Here is a 22482-nt window from a genome sequence, read left to right as displayed (position 1 = left end):
GTCCGGCACCGTGCCTCCAGGCCGTGTCGTGGGTCGTTCGTCGCGGACGGTCGTCAGACGGCGGTCTGCGTCGACTTGGGCATGTGCAGCGGGATGAGGTCGCGCGGCGGCATCGGCGTCGTGCCACGCACGACGACCACGCTGCGGAAGAGCTCCTCGATCTCTGCGGCGTCGTCCGGCTGTTCCGCGGCCTTGCCGGCGATCACGCCGCGCAGGAACCAGCGGGGGCCGTCGACACCGACGAAGCGTGCGGCGCGTGCACCGTCGGTCGCGCCGGAGCCGTCGACGACGACCGGCACGAGAGCGCGGAGCTCGGGACCGAAGGGGCCGTCGACCTCGTCCACGCGGCCGCCCTGCCGCTCGATCTGGTCGGCGATCTGCGCGCGGATCTCGTGCCACAGCCCGGTGGACCGGGGCGCGGCGAAGGGCTGGACCTGGAGCGTGGACTCGTCGTAGTCGAGCCCGACCGCGACGACGCGCTGCGAACCCTCCTCGACCTCGAGGCGCAGGTGCAGGCCCTCACGCGGGAGGACCTTCACGCCGCCCAGGTCGACGTACGGGCGGACCAGGTTCGCCTCGGTCTCGTCGTGCGGGCCGTTGTCGGCACGGTCGGCCGGAGCCGACTTGTCGGTCGGTGCGACCGCGTCCACCTCGTCGAGGTCGGCGTCGGCATCGGTCGCGATGTCGACCTCCGGCGTCGTCCCCGCGATCACGGCGTCGTCGGCGACGGCGTCCGCCACCTCGACCTCGTCACGCTTGCGTCGACCGAACTTCATGCGCCCGTTCCTTCCTGGAAGTCGTCGGCGGCACCGTACAGTGCGCCGCTGCGGTGGTCACCGTAGCCCGAGGAGCCGAAGCCGCCCTCGCCGCGGACACTGTCCGGCAGCTCCTCGACGCGGGTGTAGGTGACCCGCGGCACCGGCATGACGACCACCTGCGCGATGCGGTCCCCCACGTGCACCTCGTACGGCTCGGACACATCGGTGTTGAGCAGGGCGACCTTGACCTCGCCCCGGTAGCCGGAGTCGACGGTGCCGGGGGCGTTCACGATCGTGACCCCGTGCTTCGCCGCGAGGCCGCTCCGGGGCACCACGAAGGCGACGTGGCCGTCCGGCAGTGCGATCCGGAGCCCGGTGCCGACGAGACGGCGCTCCCCGGGCTGCAGCACGAAGGCCTCGGTCGAGACGAGGTCGGCTCCGGCATCACCGGGGTGGGCGTGGACGGGGGCGTTCTCCCCGGTCCAGAGCACGTCGACTGGTTCGGTCACGAGACGAGGGTAGTGCACGAGCGTGGTCGTTCCGTGACCGTTCCGTGACCTGCTCCGACTCGTGGTGGGATGGAGGGGTGACCGTGTACCGCGAACGACTCTGGGCCCCGCCCGCCCTCTACCTGGCGACGGCGCTCGTCATCCCCGCGAGCCTGCTCGTGTTCCTGCCGATCAGCGTCCTGGCCGGCGTCCTCGTGGCGACCGGCATGTACCTCGGCGTGGTCGTGCTGCTCTGGGCGCTCGCCCCGACGATCGAGGTCACCGACACCGAGTTCCGCGCCGGCCGTGCGCACCTGCCGCGGACGCTCGTCGGCGAGGCCACCGCGCACACCGGCGCCGAGGCCACGACCCAGCGCGGTCCTGCGCTCGACGCCCGCGCGTGGACGCTCTTCCGCGGGTACGTGCGCGGGGTCGTGCGCGTCGAGGTGACGGACCCGGCGGACCCGACGCCCTACTGGCTGGTCAGCGCGCGCAACCCGCAGGCCGTGGTGGACGCCCTGCGTTCCTGACGCGGCGTGCCGCCGGCGCGAGCTCGGGCTCGCATAGCGGTCGCGGCGGTCCGGTCGGGAGGCGCGCCCTCCCCCGTCCCACCGGTTCCAGTCCGCCAGTCGCGAGCGTTCGAGCCCCTCACGCCCGCAATGGGATGACGATCCGCGCGTACGAAGCAGGAACTTCCGATCTCCTACGCGCGGAACGGTCTCCCACGCGCGGAACGGCGCTCCCGCCCCGCGCCGCAACGCGGAACGGCCCGCCACCCACGAAGGGTGACGGGCCGTCCCGGTGGAGCTGCGACTCAGAGCGCCGCGCACTCCGCGCACACGGGGCCGAGCTTCGACTCGTGGTCGAGCTGCGAACGGTGCTTCACGAGGAAGCACTCGACGCAGGTGAACTCGTCCACCTGCGGCGGCAGCACGACGACGTCGAGGTCGACGTCGCTGAGGTCCTGTCCAGCGAGCTCGAAGCTGCCGGGGTTGTCCGAATCATCGTCGACGACCCCCGACATCTTGTCGGGAACGCGCTCCTTGAGGGCCTCGATCGACTCCGAGTCAGAGGATTCGTCGGTCTTCCTGGGGGCGTCGTAATCGGTGGCCATGCCCATCCGTTTCTCGTGTCGAGAGGTCGTCGCCGGTGATCGGCGGCGACAGTTTGCACCACGACCCGCGAGAGCGCAAACCGAACGCCGTGCGGGATCGTCAGGCCGTGCAACCCACTGTGGTGGTCGGACATTCCCGGCGGCCGGGAGCGGACGAGGACGGTGCGCGGGGCCGGCAGCGGACGAGGACCGTCCCCGGGCGTGCGGGAGTCCGCGGCACGCCCGTGCGCCTCCGCGGCAAGTCCGCGCGCGTGCGGGAGTCCGCGGCACGCCCGTGCGCCTCCGCGGCAACGGGGATGCACCGCTGCATACTCCTGGGGTACGAGCACGACCGTACGCAACGCTCGGGAGGCGCAACCATGCAAGACGTGAGAGTCATCGGAGTCGAGTCCGGGGCACTCCTGCTCGCGACCGACGGCGGCACCGAGTACCGGTTGCCGGTCACCGCGTCGCTGACGAGCCAGGTCCGCCAGGCCAACCCCGACGCCGGCCCCCAGAAGCGCGTGTCGCCGAAGGACGTGCAGGCCCGCATCCGTGGTGGCGCCGACGCGGCCGACGTCGCAGCGGCGCTCGACGTCGACGTCGAGTACGTCCGGCGGTTCGAGGGTCCGGTGCTCGCCGAGCGCTCCTTCGTCCTCGACGCCGCACGACGTGTCCCGGTCACCCCGACCGACGCCGAGGCGCCCGACACCTTCGGCGAGGCCATCGAGGCCAAGCTCGAGGCCGGCGACGCGACCGGCGTCGCGTGGGCGTCGTGGAAGAACGCCGAGCAGGGGTGGCAGGTCCGGGTCCGCTACACCGCGTCCGAGGTCGAGCACGACGCGCAGTGGTCCTTCGACCCCAAGACGTCGACGCTCACGCCCGACAACGGCGACGCCCACCGTCTCTCCGACACCGACGACGAGGGCATCGCTCCGCGCCTGCGTGCGGTGGAGAACGACCACCACGACGCCGACGGCACGCGCTTCGACTCCGGTGCCTTCCGCGTCGAGCAGGCCGAGGACGCGCCGGCCCCCGAGGCCCAGGAGCGTCCGCTCCGTGCGCCGCTCCCCCGCATCGGTGCCGCGCCCGTCGAGGAACGCTCGCCCGGCAACGAGACCGCCGACCTGCTCGAGGCACTCCGCCGTCGGCGCGGTGAGCGCGAGGCGGCATCCTTCACCGAACAGCAGGACGAGCCCCGCGGGACCTCCATCAGCGTCGTGGACGTCCCCCTCCAGGGCTGGGACTCGCCGGCCTCCGCCCCCGAGCGTGACGACCGTCCGGCATCGGCTCCCGAGGCCGACGGCCGCTCCGAGCGCAAGAAGCGCAACCGCCGGTCGATGCCGAGCTGGGACGAGATCGTCTTCGGCACCCGCCCGGAGGACCCCGCCTGATCCAGCCTCCTCGGTCCGGTCCGTCCGGCCTGGAGGCCCGGTGCAGCCCCGCCACGCTCGTCGCGTCGCGGGGCTGCTCGCGTTCCCGCCCGGGTCAGCCCGCGAAGGCGCTTGCCAGCCGCAGGGGCACGAAGACCTCGTCGTCCGTCATGGCACCGTGCTGCCCGATCATCCGCTTCGGCTCCTTGCGCGGGTCGAGGTCGCGGTCGTCGTTGAAGGCCCACGACCCCCTCGCGACCACGACGACGTCCCCGATGCGCGGGAGCACGCGGTCGTCCACGGCACCGAACCACCCGGCGGCCACGGCCTCGTCGCGGCTGGCGACGTACGCCTTCTTGCCGTAGCGGGTGCGCCAGGCCTCGACCAGCGCCGGGACGTCGGTGCCGGGGCGCACGACCAGCTGTCGGCAGCGGGGGTCCCCGGCGATCCCCACGACGTCCACGAGGAGCGCGGGGTCCATCGCGATGTTCGCCTCGGCCGGCACGTCGAGCACGCCGTGGTCGGCCGTCACGAGGATGCCCACGTCGGCAGCGCCGCGGGTCGCGAGCCGGGCGAGCTCGCCGTCGAGTGACTCGAGCGCCGCGGTCCAGCGGTCCGACTCCCACCCGTGCTTGTGCCCGATCGAGTCGAGCTCCGGCACGTAGAGGTAGACGAGCGATCGGCCGGACGCCGTCGCCGCCAGTGCGGCGTCGACCCGCTGCGCGATGCTGTCGGCTGCGGTGTACCGGGCACCGCCGAGCACGTTCGCGGTCATCCCCGAGGACTCGTAGCGGGCCGGACCGACCACCACGGGCTCGATGCCGAGCGCGCTGGCCTCGGTGAAGACGGTGTCGGCGAGCAGCCAGCCCGTCGGCACCTCGGAGTCCCAGCCGGACAGCAGGTTGACCACCCGCTCACCCTCGGGCTCCCACCCGCTGTAGCCGACCACGCCGTGCGTGCCGGGCGAGCGGCCGGTCGTCAGGGTGCTGAGCGCCGCGGCGGTCGTCGTCGGGAACCCGCTGCGCAGGCGCTTGAGGGTGCCGCCGCCGGTGGCGGCGGTGAGCCAGCGAGCGTGCCCGGCGCGGGCCGACAGGGCGGACGACCCGAGGCCGTCGACCAGCACGACGACGACCGAGCGGGCGGGACGGAGGGTGATCCGTGCCTCCCGGCCGGTGGTGCGCAACCACGTGTCGTCGGCGGCGCCGAGCGCGACGAGGCAACTCGGCAGCACGTCGGCGAGGTTCGCGGTGGTGTCTGGGGCGCTCGGTACGCTGGGGGGCACCCCACGATCCTCCCAGAAAGGTCCCATGGCACGCACGGAAGCAGTCGGCCTGCCCGACGGTGAGCGCATCGAGGACGTCGACGTCTCCGAGGAGATGCAGGGTTCGTTCCTCGAGTACGCGTACTCCGTCATCTACTCGCGGGCCCTGCCGGACGCGCGCGACGGCCTCAAGCCGGTGCAGCGACGCATCCTCTACCAGATGGCGGAGATGGGGCTCCGACCGGACCGTGGGCACGTGAAGAGCGCCCGCGTCACCGGCGAGGTGATGGGCAAGCTGCACCCGCACGGCGACGGCGCGATCTACGACGCCCTCGTGCGCCTGGCGCAGCCGTTCACGATGCGTGTGCCGCTGGTCGACGGGCACGGCAACTTCGGGTCGCTCGACGACGGCCCCGCGGCCGCCCGGTACACCGAGGCCCGTCTGGCCGAGCCGTCGATGGCGATGACGGAGGGCCTGGGCGAGGACGTCGTCGACTTCGTCCCGAACTACGACAACCAGATCATGCAGCCGGGCGTGCTGCCGGCGGCGTTCCCGAACCTGCTCGTCAACGGCGCCTCGGGCATCGCGGTCGGCATGGCGACGAACATGGCGCCGCACAACCTGGGCGAGGTCGTCGAGGCCGCGAAGCACCTGCTCCTGAACCCGACGGCGACCCTCGAGGAACTGATGGAGTTCGTGCCGGGCCCGGACCTGCCGTCCGGTGGCACGATCGTCGGACTCTCCGGGGTGCGCGACGCCTACGCGACGGGCCGTGGCTCGTTCCGCACCCGGGCGAAGGTGTCCGTCGAGAACCTCACGCCGCGCAAGGTCGGCCTCGTCGTCACGGAGCTGCCGTACCTGGTCGGCCCCGAACGCGTGATCGAGAAGATCAAGGACGGCGTCCAGGCGAAGAAGCTCGTCGGCATCTCCGACGTCAACGACCTGACGGACCGGAACCACGGGCTGCGGCTGGTGATCGGCATCAAGTCCGGCTTCAACCCGACGGCCGTGCTCGAGCAGCTCTACAAGCACACCCCGCTCGAGGACGGCTTCGGCATCAACAACGTCGCGCTCGTGCAGGGGTCACCGCGCACGCTCGGCCTGCGCGAACTGCTCGACGTCTACGTGCAGCACCGGCTCGACGTGGTCACCCGGCGCTCCCGGTACCGGCTCGCCCGTCGGAAGGAACGGCTGCACCTCGTCGAGGGTCTGCTCATCGCGATCCTCGACATCGACGAGGTCATCGAGGTCATCCGCTCGTCCGACGACTCCGAGGCCGCACGGACGAGGCTGCAGGACGTCTTCGACCTGTCCGAGGTGCAGGCCGAGTACATCCTCGAGCTGCGTCTGCGGCGCCTGACGAAGTTCTCGCGCCTGGAGCTCGAGGGCGAGCGCGACCAGCTCCTCGCCGACATCGCCGCGCTCGAGGAACTGCTGGCGTCCGACGCCCGCCTCCGTGCCCAGGTGGCGGTCGAGCTGACCGAGGTCTCCGACCGGTTCGCCACGCCGCGCCGCACCCTGCTCACCGAGGCCGATGCCCCGGTGCGCGGTGGCCGCAAGGCCGCGGTCGACCCTGAGTCGCTGCAGATCGCCGACGCTCCGTGCCGTGTGCTGCTCTCGACCACCGGTCGACTCGTGCGGGTGGACATCCCCTCCTCGGACCTCGGGATCGTGCGGGTGCCGAAGCGGTCGAAGCACGACGCGGTCCGCTCGACCGTCGTCTCCACCGTCCGTGGGCAGGTCGGTGCGCTGACCTCGACCGGCCGCGTGCTGCGGTTCTCCCCCGTCGACGTCCCCGCGGTGCCGCCGGCGTCCGTCCGGCTCGACGCCGGCGTGCGGGTGTCCGACTACCTCGGGATCGCTCGCACCGAGTCCGTCGTCGCACTCGTCGACCTGTCCGCAGGGGCGGGCGACTCGCTCGCCATCGGTACCGCGCAGGGCGTCGTGAAGCGCGTCGCGACCGGCGCCTGGCCGGACAAGGACGAGTTCGTCGCCATCGGGCTGAAGCCGAAGGACACCGTCGTCGGGGCCGCGCAGGCGCCGGAGTCGGACGACCTCGTGTTCATCACGTCGAACGCGCAGCTGCTGCGGTTCCCGGCTTCGGGCGTCCGGCCGCAGGGGCTGCCCGCAGGCGGCGTCGCCGGGGTCTCCCTGGCTTCCGGCGCATCGGTGATCTGGTTCGGGTCCGTGGCGCCGTCCGAGGACGCAGTGGTCGCCACCGTGTCGACGGCGTCGGGGGCGCTGCCCGGCACGGACCCCGGACGGGCGAAGGTCTCGGCGTTCTCGGAGTTCCCCGCGAAGGGCCGTGCGACGCAGGGTGTGCGGGCGCACGCGTTCCTCAAGGGCGAGGACGGGCTGACCGTGGCGTGGGCCGGCATCGCGCCGCCGCACGCCGTCGGGTCGGACGGAGCCGCGCGGACCCTGCCCGACTGGCTGTCGAAGCGCGACGGGTCGGGAGCGCCGCTCGAGGCCGTGATCGGCTCGATCGGCGGCAGCGCAGCAGCCCTGGACGGTACCGCGGGCGAGGCGTAGGCGGGGTCCCGCCCGCCGCTGCGCGCGAGTGTGCGGCCGCCGTGTTCCCGCCCTGGTCGCACGACTTGCCGTCCCGCGCCGCTGGTGCCGACGTGTCGTGCGACCGGAGCGTCGGCACGCGGCGTGTCACGCGCCCGGAGGGTCGACCTGACGGCCGGGAGGCGCGGTGGCAGTCAGCGCGTCGCCTCCCGTCCGCCAGCTGGTCCCTCGAGACGCCCGGGACGCCGCGAGACGCCGTGGGATCCACGAGACGAGGCCGAGTTCGCGAGACGCCCCCGGATCCGGGGGCGTCTCGGCACGACGACGGCGTCTCGTCCGGCCGGCGGTGTCTCGGCCAGACAGCAGAGGGCGAGAACCGTCGGCCAGCGCGAGTCTCGGGCCGTGCGCCGCCGCTGGGCGCCGCTTCGCGCTGCGGCCGTGCGCCGCCGCTGAGCGCCACTTCGCGCTGCCGCTGGGCGCCGCCCCGCGCCGCCGCCGGGCGCCGCGCTCCGCGTCGCCGCCGCCGCCGGGCGCCGCGCCGCCGCCCCTACGCGTCGATGCGGTCGCGGTCGAGACCCTCGCCGGCCAGGATGAACTCCTTGCGCGGCGCGACGTCGTTGCCCATCAGCAGCTCGAACACCTTCGCGGCGCTCTCGGCATCGGTCACGTTCACCCGACGGAGCGTGCGGTGCGCCCGGTCCATCGTGGTCTCGGCGAGCTGGTCGGCGTCCATCTCCCCCAGACCCTTGTACCGCTGGATCGGCTCCTGGTACTTCTTGCCCTGCTTCGCGAGCTTCTTCAGCACCGCCTGCAGCTCGGCCTCGGAGTAGGTGTAGAGCGTGTCGTTCGGCTTGCCGCGGTTCACCACGACGACCCGGTGCAGCGGCGGTACGGCGGCGAACACCCGGCCCTGCTCGATCATCGGCCGCATGTACCGGAAGAACAGCGTCAGCAGGAGCGTGCGGATGTGGGCACCGTCGACGTCGGCGTCCGACATGATGATGATCTTGCCGTAGCGGGCCTGGTCGATCTCGAACGAGCGGCCGGAGCCGGCGCCGATGACCTGGATGATCGAGGCGCACTCCGTGTTGGACAGCATGTCCGACACCGAGGCCTTCTGCACGTTGAGGATCTTGCCGCGGATGGGCAGCAGCGCCTGGTACTCGCTGTTGCGGGCGAGCTTGGCGGTGCCGAGCGCGGAGTCGCCCTCGACGATGAAGAGCTCCGTACCCTCGGCGTCCTGCTTGCGGCAGTCGGCGAGCTTGGTCGGCAACGAGGAGTTCTCCAGCGCGTTCTTGCGCCGCTGCGTCTCCTTGTGCGCCCGCGCCGAGATGCGGGTCTTCATCTCGGCGACGACCTTCTCGAGCAGGGTCGCGGCCTGCGCCTTCTCGGTGCGCTGTGTCGAGGTGAGGACGTCGGTGAGCTGCTTCGCCACGACCTGGTCGACGATCTTCCGGACCGCGGGGGTGCCGAGGACCTCCTTCGTCTGCCCCTCGAACTGCGGCTCGGGCAGGCGGACGGTCAGCACGGCGGTGAGGCCTGCGAGCACGTCGTCCTTCTCGAGCTTGTCCTGCCCGACCTTGAGCTTGCGGGCGTTCGCCTCGACCTGCGTGCGCACGGCCTTGACGACGCCCGACTCGAAGCCGGTCAGGTGCGTGCCGCCCTTCGGCGTCGCGATGATGTTGACGAAGCTCCGCTCGACGGTCTCGTACCCGCTGCCCCACCGCATCGCGATGTCGACCTCGCAGGTCCGCTCGACCGAGGTGGACACCATGTGCCCCTTGTCGTCGAGCATCGGAACGGTCTCCGTGAAGGTCCCGGTGCCCTGGATGCGCCAGACGTCGGTGACCGCGGAGTCGACCGCCAGGTGCTCGACGAACTCGCTGATGCCGCCCTCGTACCGGAAGCGCTCGATGACCGGACCGGGCGCGACCGTCGTCCCGGTCGCCTCGGCACGCTGGGCGGCAGCCTCGATGGACGCGGCCCGTTCGTCGGTGATCGTGATGCCGAGCCCGGGCACCAGGAAGGCGGTCTGGCGGGCGCGGTTGACCAGGTCGCCCGTGCTGAAACGGGCGTCCGTGGTGAAGATCTGTCGGTCCGCCCAGTACCGGATGCGGGACCCGGTGACCCCCTTCTTCACCTTGCCGACGACACGGAGCTCACTGCCCGAGGTGAACGGGGTGAAGGGCGCATCCGGCCCGTCACCGGCGAAGGTGCCGGGCTCGCCCCGGTGGAAGGACATCGCGTAGGTCTTGCCACCGCGGTCGACCTCGACGTCGAGGCGCTCCGACAGCGCGTTCACGACCGAGGCACCCACGCCGTGCAGGCCACCGGAGGCCGCGTACGACCCGGACCCGAACTTGCCGCCGGCGTGCAGCTTCGTGAACACGACCTCGACCCCGGTCAGGCCGGTCTTCGGTTCCACGTCCACAGGGATGCCGCGGGCGGTGTCGCGGACCTCGACGGAGCCGTCGGCGTGCAGCACGACCCCGATCTCGTCGCCGTGACCCGCGAGCGCTTCGTCGACGGAGTTGTCGATGATCTCCCACAGGCAGTGCATGAGCCCGCGCGAGTCCGTCGAGCCGATGTACATGCCCGGACGCTTCCGAACCGCCTCGAGCCCTTCGAGGACGGAGAGGTGTCGTGCAGAGTAGTCGGAGCTCACATCCCGATGGTACCGAGGGGCACCGACAGCCAGACCGCCGGACAGCGGCGCGGCTCGGACTGGGGACAACCGCTCCGCGCTCAGCGAAACAGGCGGTCCGGGATGCACGGCTCCCAGCCACCACGTGTTCAAATGGTGGTCCACCCGCACCACCTGCGATCCGTGAGGAGCACAGCAATGACCCAGACCGTGCAGGACCTCTCCATCGACGAAGCCAGCAGCCACCAGCTCACCGCCGCTGACCGCTGCGACAGCTGCGGAGCGCAGGCGTACATCCGCGCCACCATGGCCAGCGGCGAGCTCTACTTCTGCGCCCACCACGGCGCCGAGTTCAAGGAGAAGCTCGCAGCCACCGCGCTCGAGTGGCACGACGAGAGCAGCCGACTCCACGAGTCGAAGTAGTCGTCACCAGACGGACGAACGGGAGGCGGGGGGGCCCCCGGGCCCCCCCCCCCCCGGCGGGGGGGGGGGGGGGGGGGGGGGGGGGCCCCCCCCCCCCCCCCCCCCCCCCCGGGGGGGGGGCCCCCCCCGCCCCCCCCCCGCCTCCCGTTCGTCGTCGTGACGACCGCCAGGTCGACTAGGCGATCCGCTTGAAGGCCTTGTCGACGTAGCGGTCGACGGTCGCGCGCGCTTCGCGCGCGTACCGGTCGACGGTCGCCGTCCGCTCCGGGTCCGGCGCGTACTCGCGCCCGAGGCGCGTGGTCGCCGCAGCGAGCACCGCATCGGTCAGCTGCGGGTTGAGCGGCAGGATCGGCCCCTGGGTGTGCGTGCCGAAGGACGAACCCGTGATCGCCCCCTCGACGGCGGACCCGGCCTGGTTGCCGCCACCGGACACGACGTCGGCGAAGGGCTCGACGCCCGGAGCCACTTCGATCCGGGTCGCGTGGTCCTCGAAGCCGGCGAGACGCTTCGGTGCGCCGGGCAGCAGGGGGTACCGCGTGTCGAGCACGAAGTAGTTCACCCGACGCTCGGCACCGCGGACGGCCCGCGCGTCGAACACGCCGAAGCCCGCGACGGGTGATCCCTCGGTGGGGACGACCTCGTTGGTCGCGAGGTCGAAACCCCCGCCGACGGCCACGACGGGCACGCCGGCAGCGGCGAACTCGCGGAGGGACGCCCCGACACGCGTGACGTCAGCCCCGAGCGAGCGCATGGCGCTGAGCGGCCCGTTGCCCACGACGACGACGTCGGCCGCAGCAGGGAGCTGGTCGCCCGGCGCGTACGTGACGACCTCCGTGGCGATGCCGGCGGCCTCGGCACGGCGGGTGAGGGCCACGACGTTGCCACGGTCGCCCGAGACCCCCATCTGACGCGGGTAGACGTGCAGGATGGTCAGCCGGTCGGCCGTCATGCGGTCTTCTCCATGTCGCCGTGGCCGAGGGCCTTGCGGGCGATCATCATGATCTCGTAGTTGACGATGAAGTTCTTCGTCCCCGACGTCGTCGAGCCGAGCTGCTCCATGTGCCGGATGGCAGCCTCGACGTCGGGCTCGACACGGCCGATGCGGACACCGGCGTGCTCGAGCGCGATGGCGATCTGCCACGCCTTGTCCCCGGACACGACGTCCACGTGGTCGAGCTTCGAGAAGTCGATGTCGTAGATCCAGGAGATGTCCGGGGTGCCCTCGTCGATCGCCATGAGGACCTGCTCCGGGCGGTCCGGCAGGGCGTCGAGGTTGAGCTGCAGGCTCGCCGCGTTCTTGAACATCGTGAACTCGGCGGACTCGCCAGCGATCGGCAGGCGCTCGCCTCGCCCGTACGCGGGCTTCATCGTGCCGAAGGCCCTCGTGACGGCGTCGGCCCGGAACTGCGCACCCAGTGCGGCGCTCGCGGTCGCGGTTGCGGCCGCTGCGTCCACCGCGTAGTGCAGGCCCCGTGCCGGCAGCCGGACGGGGATGTCCGTGCCGTCGAACCGGATCGTCGCTCCGTCGCCGGTGTCGGCGACGACCTCGGACTCGGCAGGGTTCGGCTCGCCGGCGGTCCGGTCGAAGTCGTCGGCGTTCTGCAGCCCGTTCGGGGCCGCAGCGACGACCTCGGCGCTCGCGCCGAAGCGGAGCACGCGCTGGCCCGAGCGGCCCGCGTACGCGTCGAGGAACTGGTCGTCCCGGTTCGTGATGACGTTCGCCGTGGACAGCGCCGCCGTGTCGAGCATCATCGTCGCGACGCGCTCGGTCTCGAAGAACCGGTAGAGCTGGTCGACCTGCACGTTGAGCATCGTCACCGTCGACGGGGACAGGATGCCGGCGAGCTCGACCGCGAAGGCCTCGTCCACCTCGAGGATGCCGATGTCCGCCTTGAGCCTGCCGGTCAGCGACACCTCGGACAACAGCGCCGAGGCGATGCCCTGCGGCAGGTTCGCACCGGACGGGTTCGTGAAGACGCGGAGGCCGTGTGCCCGGACGATGTCCGAGATCATGTGCGTCGTCGTCGACTTGCCGTTGGAGCCGAGCACGAAGACGACGCCGTTCGGGAACTGCTTCGTCACGTGCTGGAGGAAGTCCGGCACGAGCTTGAGGACGATGTAGCCCGGGTAGGCGGACCCGCCGCCCCGCGCACGTGCGAGGGCGCGGAGGACCCGCCCGACCAGGATCGGGATGAGGAAGCGCATCGGCCTACTCGAGGTAGTCGCGGAGCGACTGCGACCGGGACGGGTGGCGGAGCTTCGCCATCGTCTTGGACTCGATCTGTCGGATCCGCTCGCGCGTCACGCCGAACGTGTCCCCGATCTGGTCGAGGGTCTTCGGCTGACCGTCACCGAGGCCGAAGCGCATGCGGATCACGCCCGCCTCGCGCTCGGACAGGGAGTCGAGCAGGCTCTCGAGCTGCTTCTGCAGCATCGTGAAGCCCACGGCGTCGGCCGGCACGACCGCCTCGGTGTCCTCGATCAGGTCGCCGAACTCCGAGTCGCCGTCCTCACCCAGCGGGGTGTGGAGCGAGATCGGCTCGCGACCGTACTTCTGCACCTCTACGACCTTCTCCGGGGTCATGTCGAGCTCGCGGGCGAGCTCTTCCGGAGTGGGCTCGCGACCGAGGTCCTGCAGCATCTGGCGCTGCACACGGGCCAGCTTGTTGATGACCTCGACCATGTGCACCGGGATGCGGATGGTGCGGGCCTGGTCGGCCATCGCGCGGGTGATCGCCTGACGGATCCACCAGGTGGCGTACGTCGAGAACTTGAAGCCCTTGGTGTAGTCGAACTTCTCGACCGCACGGATCAGACCGAGGTTGCCCTCCTGGATGAGGTCCAGGAACTGCATGCCGCGGCCCGTGTAGCGCTTGGCCAGCGAGACGACGAGGCGCAGGTTCGCGCCGAGTAGGTGGGACTTCGCGCGCTGCCCGTCACGGGCGACCCAGCGGAGCTCGCGCTCCTCCGGCTTGGAGAGACCGGTCGAGTGCTGCAGCTTGTCCTTGGCGAACAGGCCGGCCTCGATCCGCATCGCGAGCTCGACCTCCTGCTCGGCGTTGAGGAGCGCGACCTTGCCGATCTGCTTCAGGTAGTCCTTGACCGGGTCGGCGGTGGCGCCGGTGATCGTGGTCGAGTAGACCGGTGCCTCGTCGTCGTCGGACTGCGAGATGACGAGCGCGCCCGCGGCGACCGCTGCTGCGGCGTCCGGCTTGGCGTCCTTCTCCTCGGTCTCGGTGTCCTCGGCGTCGTCCGTCGAGTCGACGGCGTCGTCCGCGGGCTCGACGGCCTCGTCGTCCTCGTCCTCGTCGTCGGCCTTCTTCTTCGCGCGCGTGGCCGTCTTCTTCGGCGCTGCCTTCGCAGCGGGCTTCTTCGCGGCGGTGGTCTTGGTGGCGCGCTTCTTCGGCGCAGCCTTCCCCTCGGCCGCGTCGGCGTCGTCCGCCGCGACGGCCTCGGGCTCGGTGTCCTTCGTGGGATCGATCGTCGTGCTCCGGGCAGCCATGCGATCACCTCTCTCGTCGTGCCACGTTCGTGGGGTCGTGGCTTCCCTCGCCGCCCAGGGCCTGGGCCGCAGTCCCCCGCGTCGTCAGGTCCTACCGTTCCGGGCAGCATGAGGACCCATGTCAAGTCCCCCGACCCCCGCGGCGCAGCGAGGCGACGCGGTCGTGAGGGGCCCGAACGGGTCCGTCCTCCATTATTGCACGGCCTGCTTCCGCAGGCGCGCAACCAGTGCAACCCAGAGCGGCCCCACCCGTATTCCGTCCTGCGCGTGCATCTGCCGCCGGGTCCGTCGGCGCGCGAGCAGCAGCATCACGACGCCGAACCCGACCACCACGTACTGGACGGTGAGCGCGATGCGGAAGTTGTCCCAGGCGAACACCGTGCGCCCCGTCGCGCCCGATACGACGTCGAGCAGCGTCCCGATGAGGAACATCATGACGAAGGCCGCCAGGAACCCGCCGACGTTCACGACGCCGTTCGCCGAGCCGAGCGACCCGACCGGGTTGAAGCTGCGTGCGAAGTCGAAACCGATGAGGGATCCCGGGCCGCCGACCCCCATCGCGACCACGAGCAGGACGAGCAGCCACGTCGGCGGGTGCCCGGGCCAGAGCAGCACCGCCGTCCACACCACCCCGAGCGCCAGGACGATGCCGAGCACCAGGTTCGACCGCCGGAGCGGGAACCGGGCGCAGAGCACGCCGAGCACCGGTCCCACGACGAAGCCGGTGACGACGACGACGGTGAGGAAGCCGGCCGCCTCGGACGGGCTGTACCCGAGGCCGCGCAGCATCGGCACGCCCCACAGCAACGAGAAGACCGTGCCGGACGACTGCGTGACGTAGTGGGACCAGAAGCCGAGCTGCGTGCCCGGCCGCCGCAGCGCGTGCCCGAAGGTGTGGAAGGCGCCACGCCACGAGTGCGGCAGGGGCAGTGGGATCGTGTCGGTCCGCACCGCGACGGGGCCGTTGCGGACGAAGACGACCGCCAGCACGAGACCGACCAGGCTCGCGGCCGCGGCGACCCCGAACGCCGGGGTCCACCCGGCGGTGTGCAGGAGCACGGCGAACGGGAAGGCCGACAGGACCTGTCCGACCTGACCGAGGTTGCCCGTCCACTGGGAGATCTGCGGCAGGATGCGGCCCGTGAACCACATCGGGACGAGACGGATCACCGAGATGAAGGTCATCGCGTCGCCGGCTCCGACGAGCACCCGGCCCGCGATGGCCGGGCCGATCGTCGGCGAGAACGCGACGACGACCTGGCCGACCACGAGCAGCGCGGCGCCCAGCAGCACGAGCCTGCGCGGCCCCACCCGGTCGAGCGCGATCCCCACCGGGATCTGCAGCCCGGCGTAGACGGCGATCTGCACGACGGCGAGCGTGGACAGGACCGCGGCCGAGACCGCGAAGCGGTCCTGCGCGTCGACGCCGGAGACCCCGAGCGACGACCGCTGCACCACGGCGAGGACGTAGGCGAGCACCGCGACGCCCCAGACGAGGAAGGCACGGCGGGAGTTCACCCGACAAGGCTACCGACGCGCGGCCCGCGCCCGACACGTGCTGTGGAGGACGGGAGGCGCGGTGCGGGCCGTGGAGGAGCCTCCAGGCCGCGAGCGGCGCAGCCCGCTCCCTGTCAGTCAGTCGATCGACGCGTCGCCGTCGGACCGCCGGTCGGCCAGGAAGCGCTCGAGCTCGGCCGCGATCGCGTCGGCGGTCGGGACCTCGCCGTCCTCGTTCGTCAGGGGCGACGCGACCGGGTTGCCCTCCATGTAGGTGTCGTGCCGTTCCTCGAGCACACCGACCAGGCGCTGGAGCTCGGGGTTGCCCGCGACCTGCTCCTCGACGCGTGTGCGGAACTCGCGGTCGGACGCACGCAGCGCGTCGGTCGGGAAGATCAGACCGGTGGCCGCCGCGATGCTCGACAGTGCGGTGACCGCCGCGTCGGGGAACTCGGTGTCGCCGAGGTAGTGCGGGACCAGCAGGACGAGCCCGGTGACCGATGCACCCAGCTGCGTCAGCCGGTGCTCGACCAGGTGCAGGACGTTCGCGGGCGCCTGCGTCTCCGGCTTCCACACGCTCAGCTGCTCGACCAGGTCCGCGCGGGTCCCCGACACCGTCAGGCTGATCGGACGGGTGTGGGGGACGGGCATGGGGATGGACTGGACCCACGTCGTGTCCGCGACCTGCAGGCGGTCGGCGAGGCCGGTGACGGCGTCGACGAACCGGTTCCACTGGAAGTCCGGCTCGTACCCGGTGAGGAACAGGAACGGCTGCCCGAGCTCGTCGCGCACCAGGTGCAGCGCCAGGCGCGGCGGTTCGACGGCCGTGATGTGGTCGTGCTCGAAGGTGATGACCGGCCGGCGGGCGCGCCAGTCGAGCAGGACGTCCGGGTCGAACTCCGCGACGAGCTCGTGGTCGAGGCCGTCGAGGATCGACGTGGCCACCTGCGCGACGGCGGACCCCGCGTCGACGAAGCCGGTCAGGCCCGCGACCAGGTGCAGCCCGGCCGGGACGGTCGGCGCGCCGTCGGGAGCGGAGTACAGGTCCTCGGGGTGGTTCACCGTCCCCATGCTAGGCGGCACCCCCGACCGACCCCTGCGCCGGCCCGACGCTCTCGGCGAACACGTGCTGGCTAGGCTGGGCGCATGGTCCGACCGACGCTCTCCACCACCACCTCGACCCCCTCCGACGTCGACGCCGACGTCCTCGTGCTCGGCGTCCGCTCGGGCACCGACGGCGGTGCCCCCACGATCGCTCCGAGCGCTGCCGGCGCCCTGGACGCGCTCGCCGACCTCGACCTCGGCTCCGTCGGTGTGACGGGTGCGAAGGACCAGCTGGTCCGCCTCCCCGGTACCGGCGTCGCCGCGGCCGGGATCGCACTCGTCGGCCTCGGTGCCACGGTCGACGCGGCGTCCGTCCGCGCGGCCGCCGGCAGCGCGGTCCGCCAGCTCCCCCAGGCTGCGTCGATCGCCCTGGCGCTGCCGACCGACTCGGCCGAGCTCGTCGACGCCGCGCTCGAGGGTGCGGCGCTCGGCTCCTACGCCTTCACCCGGCACAAGGGCACCGGCACGACCGCTCCGGCCCGGGGCGACCAGCGCATCGCGGTCGTCGCGCCGGCCGACACCGCCGCCGACGCCACCGTCCGGCCCGCGATCGTCGCCGACGCGGCTGCGCTCGTCCGTGACCTCGTGAACACCGCCGCCGGCGACCTCGGCCCGGCGGACGTCGCCGACGTCGCCGTCGCGCAGGCCGAGGGCCTCCCCCTCACCGTCGAGGTCCTCGACGAGCAGCAGCTCGAGGAGCAGGGCTTCGGGGGCATCCTCGGGGTCGGCCGCGGCTCCGAGCGTCCCCCGCGCCTGGTCGTCGTCCGCTACGAGCCGTCGTCGGCGTCCAAGCACCTCGCGCTGGTCGGCAAGGGCATCACCTTCGACTCCGGCGGCCTCTCGCTGAAGCCCGCCGCGTCGATGCTCGGCATGAAGACCGACATGACCGGCGCCGCCACCGTGCTCGCCGCGACGATCGCCGCCGCGCGCCTCGGCCTCGACACGAAGGTCACCGCCTGGCTGTGCCTCGCCGAGAACATGCCGTCCGGCTCCGCGACGCGCCCCGGCGACGTGCTCACCCTGAAGAACGGGAAGACCGTCGAGGTCACGAACACCGACGCCGAGGGCCGACTCGTCCTCGGCGACGGCATGGTCGCCGCCTCGCTCGAGCAGCCCGACGCCCTCGTCGACGTCGCGACGCTCACCGGCGCACAGGTCGTCGCCCTCGGCGACCGGACCACCGGCCTGATGGGCAGCGACGACCTGGTCGCACGGGTCCGCGCGGTCGCCGACGCCGTCGCCGAGCCGATCTGGCCGATGCCCCTGCCCGAGGAGCTCGACGCGCGACTCGCCAGCGACGTCGCCGACATGGTCAACGCGACCGTGGGCAACCCGGCCGGTGGGATGCTCCTCGCCGGCAAGTTCCTCGAGCGGTTCGTGGGCGACGGCGTGCCGTGGGCGCACCTCGACATCGCGGGCCCCTCGGAGCACAAGGGCGGCGGGTACGGCTGGCTCGGCAAGGGCGCGACCGGCGTCATGGTCCGGACGCTCATCGGGCTCGCAGAAGAGCTCCAGTCCAGGTAGTAGGTTGGTGTCCGGCGGGCTGCGCACCGACGCGCGTCCGCCGGAACCAGCGGGACGGGACCGGAACCATGCGGTCCGACCGTCGGACGCCGCCGCCGCGGTGTCCAGTGGGGTCCGACCGGGATCCCGACACGCACGAGGGAGTTGCACCAGGTGACGGAACAGACTTACGACGTCGTGGTCCTCGGTGGCGGCAGTGGTGGCTACGCCGCTGCGCTCCGGGCCGCCGAGCTCGGCATGAGCGTCGCGCTCATCGAGGGAGACAAGCTCGGGGGGACCTGCCTGCACCGCGGCTGCATCCCGACCAAGGCGCTGCTGCACGCCGCCGAGGTCGCCGACGCCACCCGCGACGCGGAGAAGTACGGCGTCATCGCCGAGTTCGCCGGCGTCGAGGTGCCGAAGGTCATCGACTACCAGCAGGGCGTCATCAACTCGAAGTACAAGGGCCTGCAGGGCCTGGTCAAGGCGCGCGGCATCACCGTCGTCGAGGGCTGGGGCCGTCTGACCTCGCAGAACACCGTGCAGGTCGGCGACCAGACCGTCACCGGCAAGAACGTCGTGCTCGCCACGGGTTCGTACTCGAAGTCCCTGCCGGGCCTCGAGATCGGCGGTCGCGTGATCACGTCCGAGACCGCGCTCAAGATGGACTACGTCCCGAACAAGGTCGTCATCCTCGGTGGTGGCGTCATCGGCGTCGAGTTCGCCAGCGTGTGGAAGTCGTTCGGCGCCGACGTCACGATCGTCGAGGGCCTGCCCCACCTCATCCCCGCCGAGGACGAGTCGATGTCCAAGCAGCTCGAGCGCGCCTTCCGCAAGCGCGGCATCGAGTTCTCGCTCGGCGTGCGCTTCGACCACGTCGACCAGCACGAGAACGGCGTCGTCGTGACGCTCGAGGACGGCAAGACCTACGAGGGCGACGTGCTCCTCGTCGCGGTCGGCCGTGGCCCGCTCACGCAGAACATGGGCTTCGACGAGGTCGGCGTCGCGATGGACCGCGGGTTCGTCACGACCGACGAGCGCCTCGCCACCAACCTGCCGAACGTCTACGCCGTCGGCGACATCGTCCCCGGCCTGCAGCTCGCGCACCGCGGCTTCCAGCAGGGGATCTTCGTGGCCGAGGAGATCGCGGGCCTGAAGCCCGTCGTCATCTCCGACACGAACATCCCGAAGGTGACCTACTCCGACCCCGAGGTAGCCTCGGTCGGACTCTCCCAGGCCAAGGCCGAGGAGGAGTACGGCAAGGACAAGGTCGACTTCTACGAGTACAACCTCGCGGGCAACGGCCGCAGCCACATCATCGGGACCTCCGGCGCCGTCAAGGTCGTCCGGGTCGTCGACGGCCCGGTCGTCGGTGTCTCGATGATCGGCGCGCGCGTCGGCGAGCTCATCGGTGAGGCCCAGCTCGCGGTGAACTGGGAGGCGCACCCGGAGGACGTCGCACCGCTCGTCCACGCCCACCCGACGCAGAACGAGGCCCTGGGCGAGGCCTTCCTCCACCTCGCGGGCAAGCCGCTGCACGCGCTGTGACGACCACGTCCACCGTGCACACCGAGACAATGACAACCACCACCACAGCAACCCGCGAACAGGAGCCCACCCGATGAGCGAATCCGTCAACCTCCCGGCGCTCGGCGAGAGCGTCACCGAGGGCACGGTCACCCGATGGCTGAAGAACGTCGGTGACCGCGTCGAGGTCGACGAGCCGCTGCTCGAGGTCTCGACCGACAAGGTCGACACCGAGATCCCGTCGCCGATCGCCGGCGTCGTCGAGGAGATCCTCGTCCAGGAGGACGAGACCGTCGAGGTCGGCACCGCGCTGGTGAAGATCGGCGACGGCTCCGGATCGGACTCCGGTTCGTCGGACGACCAGGGTGCGGACCAGGACGCCGCAGCCGCCGAGGAGAGCGAGCCCGAGACGGCTCCGAGCACCGAGCAGGGCGAGGAGCAGAAGGCTCCGGAGCCGCAGCAGGCCGAGCCGGCGCCCGGTGGCCAGACGCAGCCCGCCGCCCCGCAGGCACCGTCGGCTCCGCCCGTCCCGCAGGCCGCTCCGGTCCCGCCGCCCGCCGCCGTGCCGGCAGCGGTCCCCGCGCCCGCCGCGGCTCCGGCTCCGGCCGCAGCCGGTTCCACCGCGTCGGCGTCGGTGCCGAACCCGAACCAGGACGCGTCGGCCTCCGGCTACGTCACCCCGCTGGTGCGCAAGCTCGCCAACGAGCAGGGCGTCGACCTGTCGACGGTCTCCGGCTCCGGGGTCGGTGGCCGCATCCGCAAGGAGGACGTGCTCGCCGCCGCCGCGAAGGCGTCGTCCGCCGGTTCGTCGGCTCCGGCCGCCGCGGCGTCCGGCCCGTTCGTGGCCGAGACCTCGCCGCTCCGCGGCACGCGCGAGAAGATGACGCGCCTCCGCAAGGTGGTCGCCGAGCGCGCCGTGCAGTCGATGACCTCGACCGCACAGCTCACCAGCGTCGTCGAGGTCGACGTCACGAAGGTCGCGCAGTTCCGCGACGCGAACAAGGCCGAGTTCCTCGAGAAGACCGGTTCGAAGCTCAGCTTCATGCCGTTCTTCGCCCTCGCGGCGTCCGAGGCGCTCAAGGCCCACCCGAAGATCAACTCCACGGTCGAGGGCGACGAGATCGTCTACCCGGACCACGAGAACGTCTCGATCGCGGTGGACACCGAGCGCGGCCTGCTCACCCCGGTGATCAAGGACGCGTCGGGACTCTCGCTCGCCGACTTCTCGAAGGCGATCGCGGACCTGGCCGAGCGCACGCGCAACAACCAGCTCAAGCCGGACGAGCTCGCGGGTGGCACCTTCACGCTGACCAACACCGGTTCGCGCGGCGCGCTGTTCGACACCCCCGTGGTGTTCCTGCCGCAGTCCGCGATCCTCGGCACGGGCATCGTCACCAAGCGTCCGGCGGTCGTGAAGGTCGACGGGCAGGAGGCGATCGCCGTCCGTTCGTTCGTCTACCTCGCACTGTCGTACGACCACCGGATCATCGACGGCGCCGACGCGTCGCGGTACCTCGTCGCGGTGAAGAACCGCCTCGAGGAGGGCAACTTCGGCCCGAACCTCGGCTACTGAGTCGTCGCTCCGATCCGCACCGGACGGCCCCGGTCCCCTCGTGGGACCGGGGCCGTCCGGCGTTCCACCGGGAGCGTCGGAGCCGGCCCGGTGCGTCGCGGGCCGGGGCGGTCCGGCGATCCTGCGGCCGCGGGCACGGGCACGGGCACGGGCACGGGCACGGGCACGGTCAGCGCAGACCGGTCGCTGCGGTCACGAGACCGCCCGCGACCACCGTGCCGACGAGGACGTGCCGGACCGGCACTCGGCGCTCCCGTCCCAGGGGGATCCCCTGCTCGACCAGGTCCCGCACCACCCGGGCGACCGAGCCGATCGCGTCCGTGGTGTCGTCCGGCAGACGCCCGACGCCGACGTGCTCCTCGTCGGGGAAGGCCGGGCCCGGTCTGCTCCAGCGCACGGGTCGGGGTGGCGCGGCTCCGACGACGAGGTCGAGCGCGTCCGAGATCGTCCGAGCGTCCCCGTCCCGCGCGGCGTCGAGGACCGGGTCGAGCGTGCCGCGGGCGGGTGACCGCGCGTCCACACGGTCCCACACGCAACGGGCGGCGGTGACGAGCTGGCGGGCGCCGTCGAGGCCACGGGGAGACGGGAGCGGGTGCGCCGGCGGCGTGCACGCGACCCGCGAGGAGGCTGCTGCTGCCTCGGCCCGAGCGGCCGCCGTCGCCCGGGAGAGGACCCCGGCGGCAGGGGCCGTCGTCCGGGCGTCCGCACCGGGGTCAGGCGACGTGCGTGTCGTGCAGGCGACCGACGCCCCGGGAGGACGGTCGGCGACGACGATCGCTCCCGCTTCGTCGACGCGCACGGCGTCGAAGGGGACGGCTCCGAGCACGACCGCACCCGATCGTGCCCGCGCAGCGAGTTCGAGCAGGGGCACCGTCAGGGTGACCGCCACGCCCTCGGTCGGCGTGCCGAGTGCCTCCAGTGCGTCCTCGAGCGCGCGGGTCGACGGGTCGAGGACCTCGGCGGCGAGGTGGCCCTGCGGGCACCTGCCGACCCGGGTCACCGGAACGAGGTGCGGGCCGGCGCCGGCGGCGCGGTCGGCGACCCACCCCGAGAAGTCGGCGGGGTCCTGTGCACCGCACCACCGTCTGCTGCCCGCTGTCGTCGTCATGGTGACGAGCTTCACGGACGCCGGACGGGCCCCCCGGCCGGCGTGCGGTACCTGTGGACGGCGACGTTCGCCCACAGCCTGGGCACCAGCGGTCTGCGAGCGATGGTCGAGGCCGT

Annotated in this window: 18 protein-coding genes; 7 read left to right on the top strand and 11 right to left on the bottom strand. The window is 72.1% G+C overall.

Annotation, left to right across the window (positions count from 1 at the left end):
- Window positions 1-53 precede the first annotated feature (53 nt).
- Together ACIQFY_RS01500 and dut are read right to left on the bottom strand one after the other, a co-directional pair.
- A complete protein-coding gene (locus ACIQFY_RS01500; protein ID WP_235426579.1) occupies window positions 54-776 on the bottom strand; it encodes a DUF3710 domain-containing protein in 723 nt (240 codons plus the stop codon).
- Entirely contained in the window at window positions 773-1267 is a 495-nt protein-coding gene (gene dut, locus ACIQFY_RS01495) for a dUTP diphosphatase (protein WP_400337994.1), read from the bottom strand. The genes ACIQFY_RS01500 and dut overlap by 4 nt, the downstream gene beginning before the upstream one ends.
- Before the next feature lie 77 nt (window positions 1268-1344).
- On the opposite strand from dut, the gene ACIQFY_RS01490 reads away from it, so the two are divergent.
- Window positions 1345-1776, top strand: coding sequence for a DUF3093 domain-containing protein (locus tag ACIQFY_RS01490; protein ID WP_400337992.1), 432 nt, complete (start codon window positions 1345-1347; stop codon window positions 1774-1776).
- 284 nt (window positions 1777-2060) lie between these two features.
- On the opposite strand, the gene ACIQFY_RS01485 is transcribed toward ACIQFY_RS01490, so the two are convergent.
- On the bottom strand, window positions 2061-2360 hold the full coding sequence (locus tag ACIQFY_RS01485; RefSeq protein ID WP_066658128.1) for a DUF4193 domain-containing protein: 300 nt from the start codon (window positions 2358-2360) through the stop codon (window positions 2061-2063).
- A gap of 368 nt (window positions 2361-2728) precedes the next feature.
- Here ACIQFY_RS01485 and sepH point away from each other — a divergent pair, with 368 nt between their 5' ends.
- Complete coding sequence (gene sepH / locus ACIQFY_RS01480) at window positions 2729-3733, top strand: septation protein SepH (protein ID WP_400337990.1); 1005 nt, start codon at window positions 2729-2731, stop codon at window positions 3731-3733.
- Between the two features lie 94 nt (window positions 3734-3827).
- Here sepH and ACIQFY_RS01475 read toward each other — a convergent pair whose 3' ends face one another.
- On the bottom strand, window positions 3828-4994 hold the full coding sequence (locus tag ACIQFY_RS01475) for an alkaline phosphatase family protein (protein ID WP_400337988.1): 1167 nt from the start codon (window positions 4992-4994) through the stop codon (window positions 3828-3830).
- Window positions 4995-5019: 25 nt separating this feature from the next.
- On the opposite strand from ACIQFY_RS01475, the gene ACIQFY_RS01470 reads away from it, so the two are divergent.
- The gene (locus tag ACIQFY_RS01470) at window positions 5020-7506 is read left to right on the top strand and encodes a DNA topoisomerase IV subunit A (protein ID WP_311205343.1); all 2487 of its coding nucleotides are present in this window, start codon (window positions 5020-5022) and stop codon (window positions 7504-7506) included.
- 526 nt (window positions 7507-8032) lie between these two features.
- On the opposite strand, the gene ACIQFY_RS01465 is transcribed toward ACIQFY_RS01470, so the two are convergent.
- Window positions 8033-10150, bottom strand: coding sequence for a type IIA DNA topoisomerase subunit B (locus ACIQFY_RS01465; protein ID WP_066654061.1), 2118 nt, complete (start codon window positions 10148-10150; stop codon window positions 8033-8035).
- Window positions 10151-10327: 177 nt separating this feature from the next.
- On the opposite strand from ACIQFY_RS01465, the gene ACIQFY_RS01460 reads away from it, so the two are divergent.
- Complete coding sequence (locus ACIQFY_RS01460; RefSeq protein WP_066654059.1) at window positions 10328-10552, top strand: hypothetical protein; 225 nt, start codon at window positions 10328-10330, stop codon at window positions 10550-10552.
- A gap of 175 nt (window positions 10553-10727) precedes the next feature.
- Here ACIQFY_RS01460 and ACIQFY_RS01455 read toward each other — a convergent pair whose 3' ends face one another.
- The 5 genes from ACIQFY_RS01455 to ACIQFY_RS01435 all read right to left on the bottom strand — a co-directional run bounded on the left by ACIQFY_RS01455 (window position 10728) and on the right by ACIQFY_RS01435 (window position 16622).
- The gene (locus ACIQFY_RS01455; RefSeq protein ID WP_400337986.1) at window positions 10728-11501 is read right to left on the bottom strand and encodes a type 1 glutamine amidotransferase; all 774 of its coding nucleotides are present in this window, start codon (window positions 11499-11501) and stop codon (window positions 10728-10730) included.
- Complete coding sequence (locus ACIQFY_RS01450; RefSeq protein WP_400337984.1) at window positions 11498-12757, bottom strand: MurT ligase domain-containing protein; 1260 nt, start codon at window positions 12755-12757, stop codon at window positions 11498-11500. The genes ACIQFY_RS01455 and ACIQFY_RS01450 overlap by 4 nt, the downstream gene beginning before the upstream one ends.
- Before the next feature lie 4 nt (window positions 12758-12761).
- A complete protein-coding gene (locus ACIQFY_RS01445; RefSeq protein ID WP_400337982.1) occupies window positions 12762-14054 on the bottom strand; it encodes an RNA polymerase sigma factor in 1293 nt (430 codons plus the stop codon).
- Window positions 14055-14246: 192 nt separating this feature from the next.
- The gene (locus ACIQFY_RS01440) at window positions 14247-15572 is read right to left on the bottom strand and encodes a nitrate/nitrite transporter (RefSeq protein WP_066654049.1); all 1326 of its coding nucleotides are present in this window, start codon (window positions 15570-15572) and stop codon (window positions 14247-14249) included.
- Window positions 15573-15689: 117 nt separating this feature from the next.
- Window positions 15690-16622: a proteasome assembly chaperone family protein gene (locus ACIQFY_RS01435; RefSeq protein WP_400337980.1), complete on the bottom strand. Its 933-nt coding sequence runs from the start codon at window positions 16620-16622 to the stop codon at window positions 15690-15692.
- A 75-nt stretch (window positions 16623-16697) separates the two neighbouring features.
- Between ACIQFY_RS01435 and ACIQFY_RS01430 the strand changes: the two genes are divergently transcribed.
- The 3 genes from ACIQFY_RS01430 to sucB all read left to right on the top strand — a co-directional run bounded on the left by ACIQFY_RS01430 (window position 16698) and on the right by sucB (window position 21258).
- Window positions 16698-18179, top strand: coding sequence for a leucyl aminopeptidase (locus ACIQFY_RS01430; protein ID WP_251161043.1), 1482 nt, complete (start codon window positions 16698-16700; stop codon window positions 18177-18179).
- Window positions 18180-18332: 153 nt separating this feature from the next.
- Entirely contained in the window at window positions 18333-19706 is a 1374-nt protein-coding gene (lpdA, locus tag ACIQFY_RS01425) for a dihydrolipoyl dehydrogenase (RefSeq protein ID WP_066654046.1), read from the top strand.
- Between the two features lie 73 nt (window positions 19707-19779).
- A complete protein-coding gene (sucB, locus tag ACIQFY_RS01420) occupies window positions 19780-21258 on the top strand; it encodes a 2-oxoglutarate dehydrogenase, E2 component, dihydrolipoamide succinyltransferase (RefSeq protein ID WP_271826542.1) in 1479 nt (492 codons plus the stop codon).
- Window positions 21259-21427: 169 nt separating this feature from the next.
- Here sucB and ACIQFY_RS01415 read toward each other — a convergent pair whose 3' ends face one another.
- Window positions 21428-22366, bottom strand: a complete 939-nt coding sequence (locus ACIQFY_RS01415) for a hypothetical protein (RefSeq protein ID WP_400337978.1) — start codon at window positions 22364-22366, stop codon at window positions 21428-21430.
- Window positions 22367-22482 lie beyond the last annotated feature (116 nt).

The organism is Curtobacterium sp. NPDC092190 (assembly GCF_044755625.1).
Classification (GTDB): domain Bacteria; phylum Actinomycetota; class Actinomycetes; order Actinomycetales; family Microbacteriaceae; genus Curtobacterium.
This window is presented reverse-complemented; position numbering and strand designations above follow the sequence as displayed.

Bases quoted from the DNA above. Each gene is read 5' to 3' on its own strand.
- ACIQFY_RS01500 (WP_235426579.1), bottom strand. From the start codon at position 776: ATGAAGTTCGGTCGACGCAAGCGTGACGAGGTCGAGGTGGCGGACGCC.
- ACIQFY_RS01485 (WP_066658128.1), bottom strand. From the start codon at position 2,360: ATGGCCACCGATTACGACGCCCCCAGGAAGACCGACGAATCCTCTGAC.
- ACIQFY_RS01470 (WP_311205343.1), top strand. From the start codon at position 5,020: ATGGCACGCACGGAAGCAGTCGGCCTGCCCGACGGTGAGCGCATCGAG.
- ACIQFY_RS01460 (WP_066654059.1), top strand. From the start codon at position 10,328: ATGACCCAGACCGTGCAGGACCTCTCCATCGACGAAGCCAGCAGCCAC.
- ACIQFY_RS01455 (WP_400337986.1), bottom strand. From the start codon at position 11,501: ATGACGGCCGACCGGCTGACCATCCTGCACGTCTACCCGCGTCAGATG.
- ACIQFY_RS01450 (WP_400337984.1), bottom strand. From the start codon at position 12,757: ATGCGCTTCCTCATCCCGATCCTGGTCGGGCGGGTCCTCCGCGCCCTC.
- ACIQFY_RS01445 (WP_400337982.1), bottom strand. From the start codon at position 14,054: ATGGCTGCCCGGAGCACGACGATCGATCCCACGAAGGACACCGAGCCC.
- ACIQFY_RS01435 (WP_400337980.1), bottom strand. From the start codon at position 16,622: ATGGGGACGGTGAACCACCCCGAGGACCTGTACTCCGCTCCCGACGGC.
- ACIQFY_RS01430 (WP_251161043.1), top strand. From the start codon at position 16,698: ATGGTCCGACCGACGCTCTCCACCACCACCTCGACCCCCTCCGACGTC.
- sucB (WP_271826542.1), top strand. From the start codon at position 19,780: ATGAGCGAATCCGTCAACCTCCCGGCGCTCGGCGAGAGCGTCACCGAG.
- ACIQFY_RS01415 (WP_400337978.1), bottom strand. From the start codon at position 22,366: ATGACGACGACAGCGGGCAGCAGACGGTGGTGCGGTGCACAGGACCCC.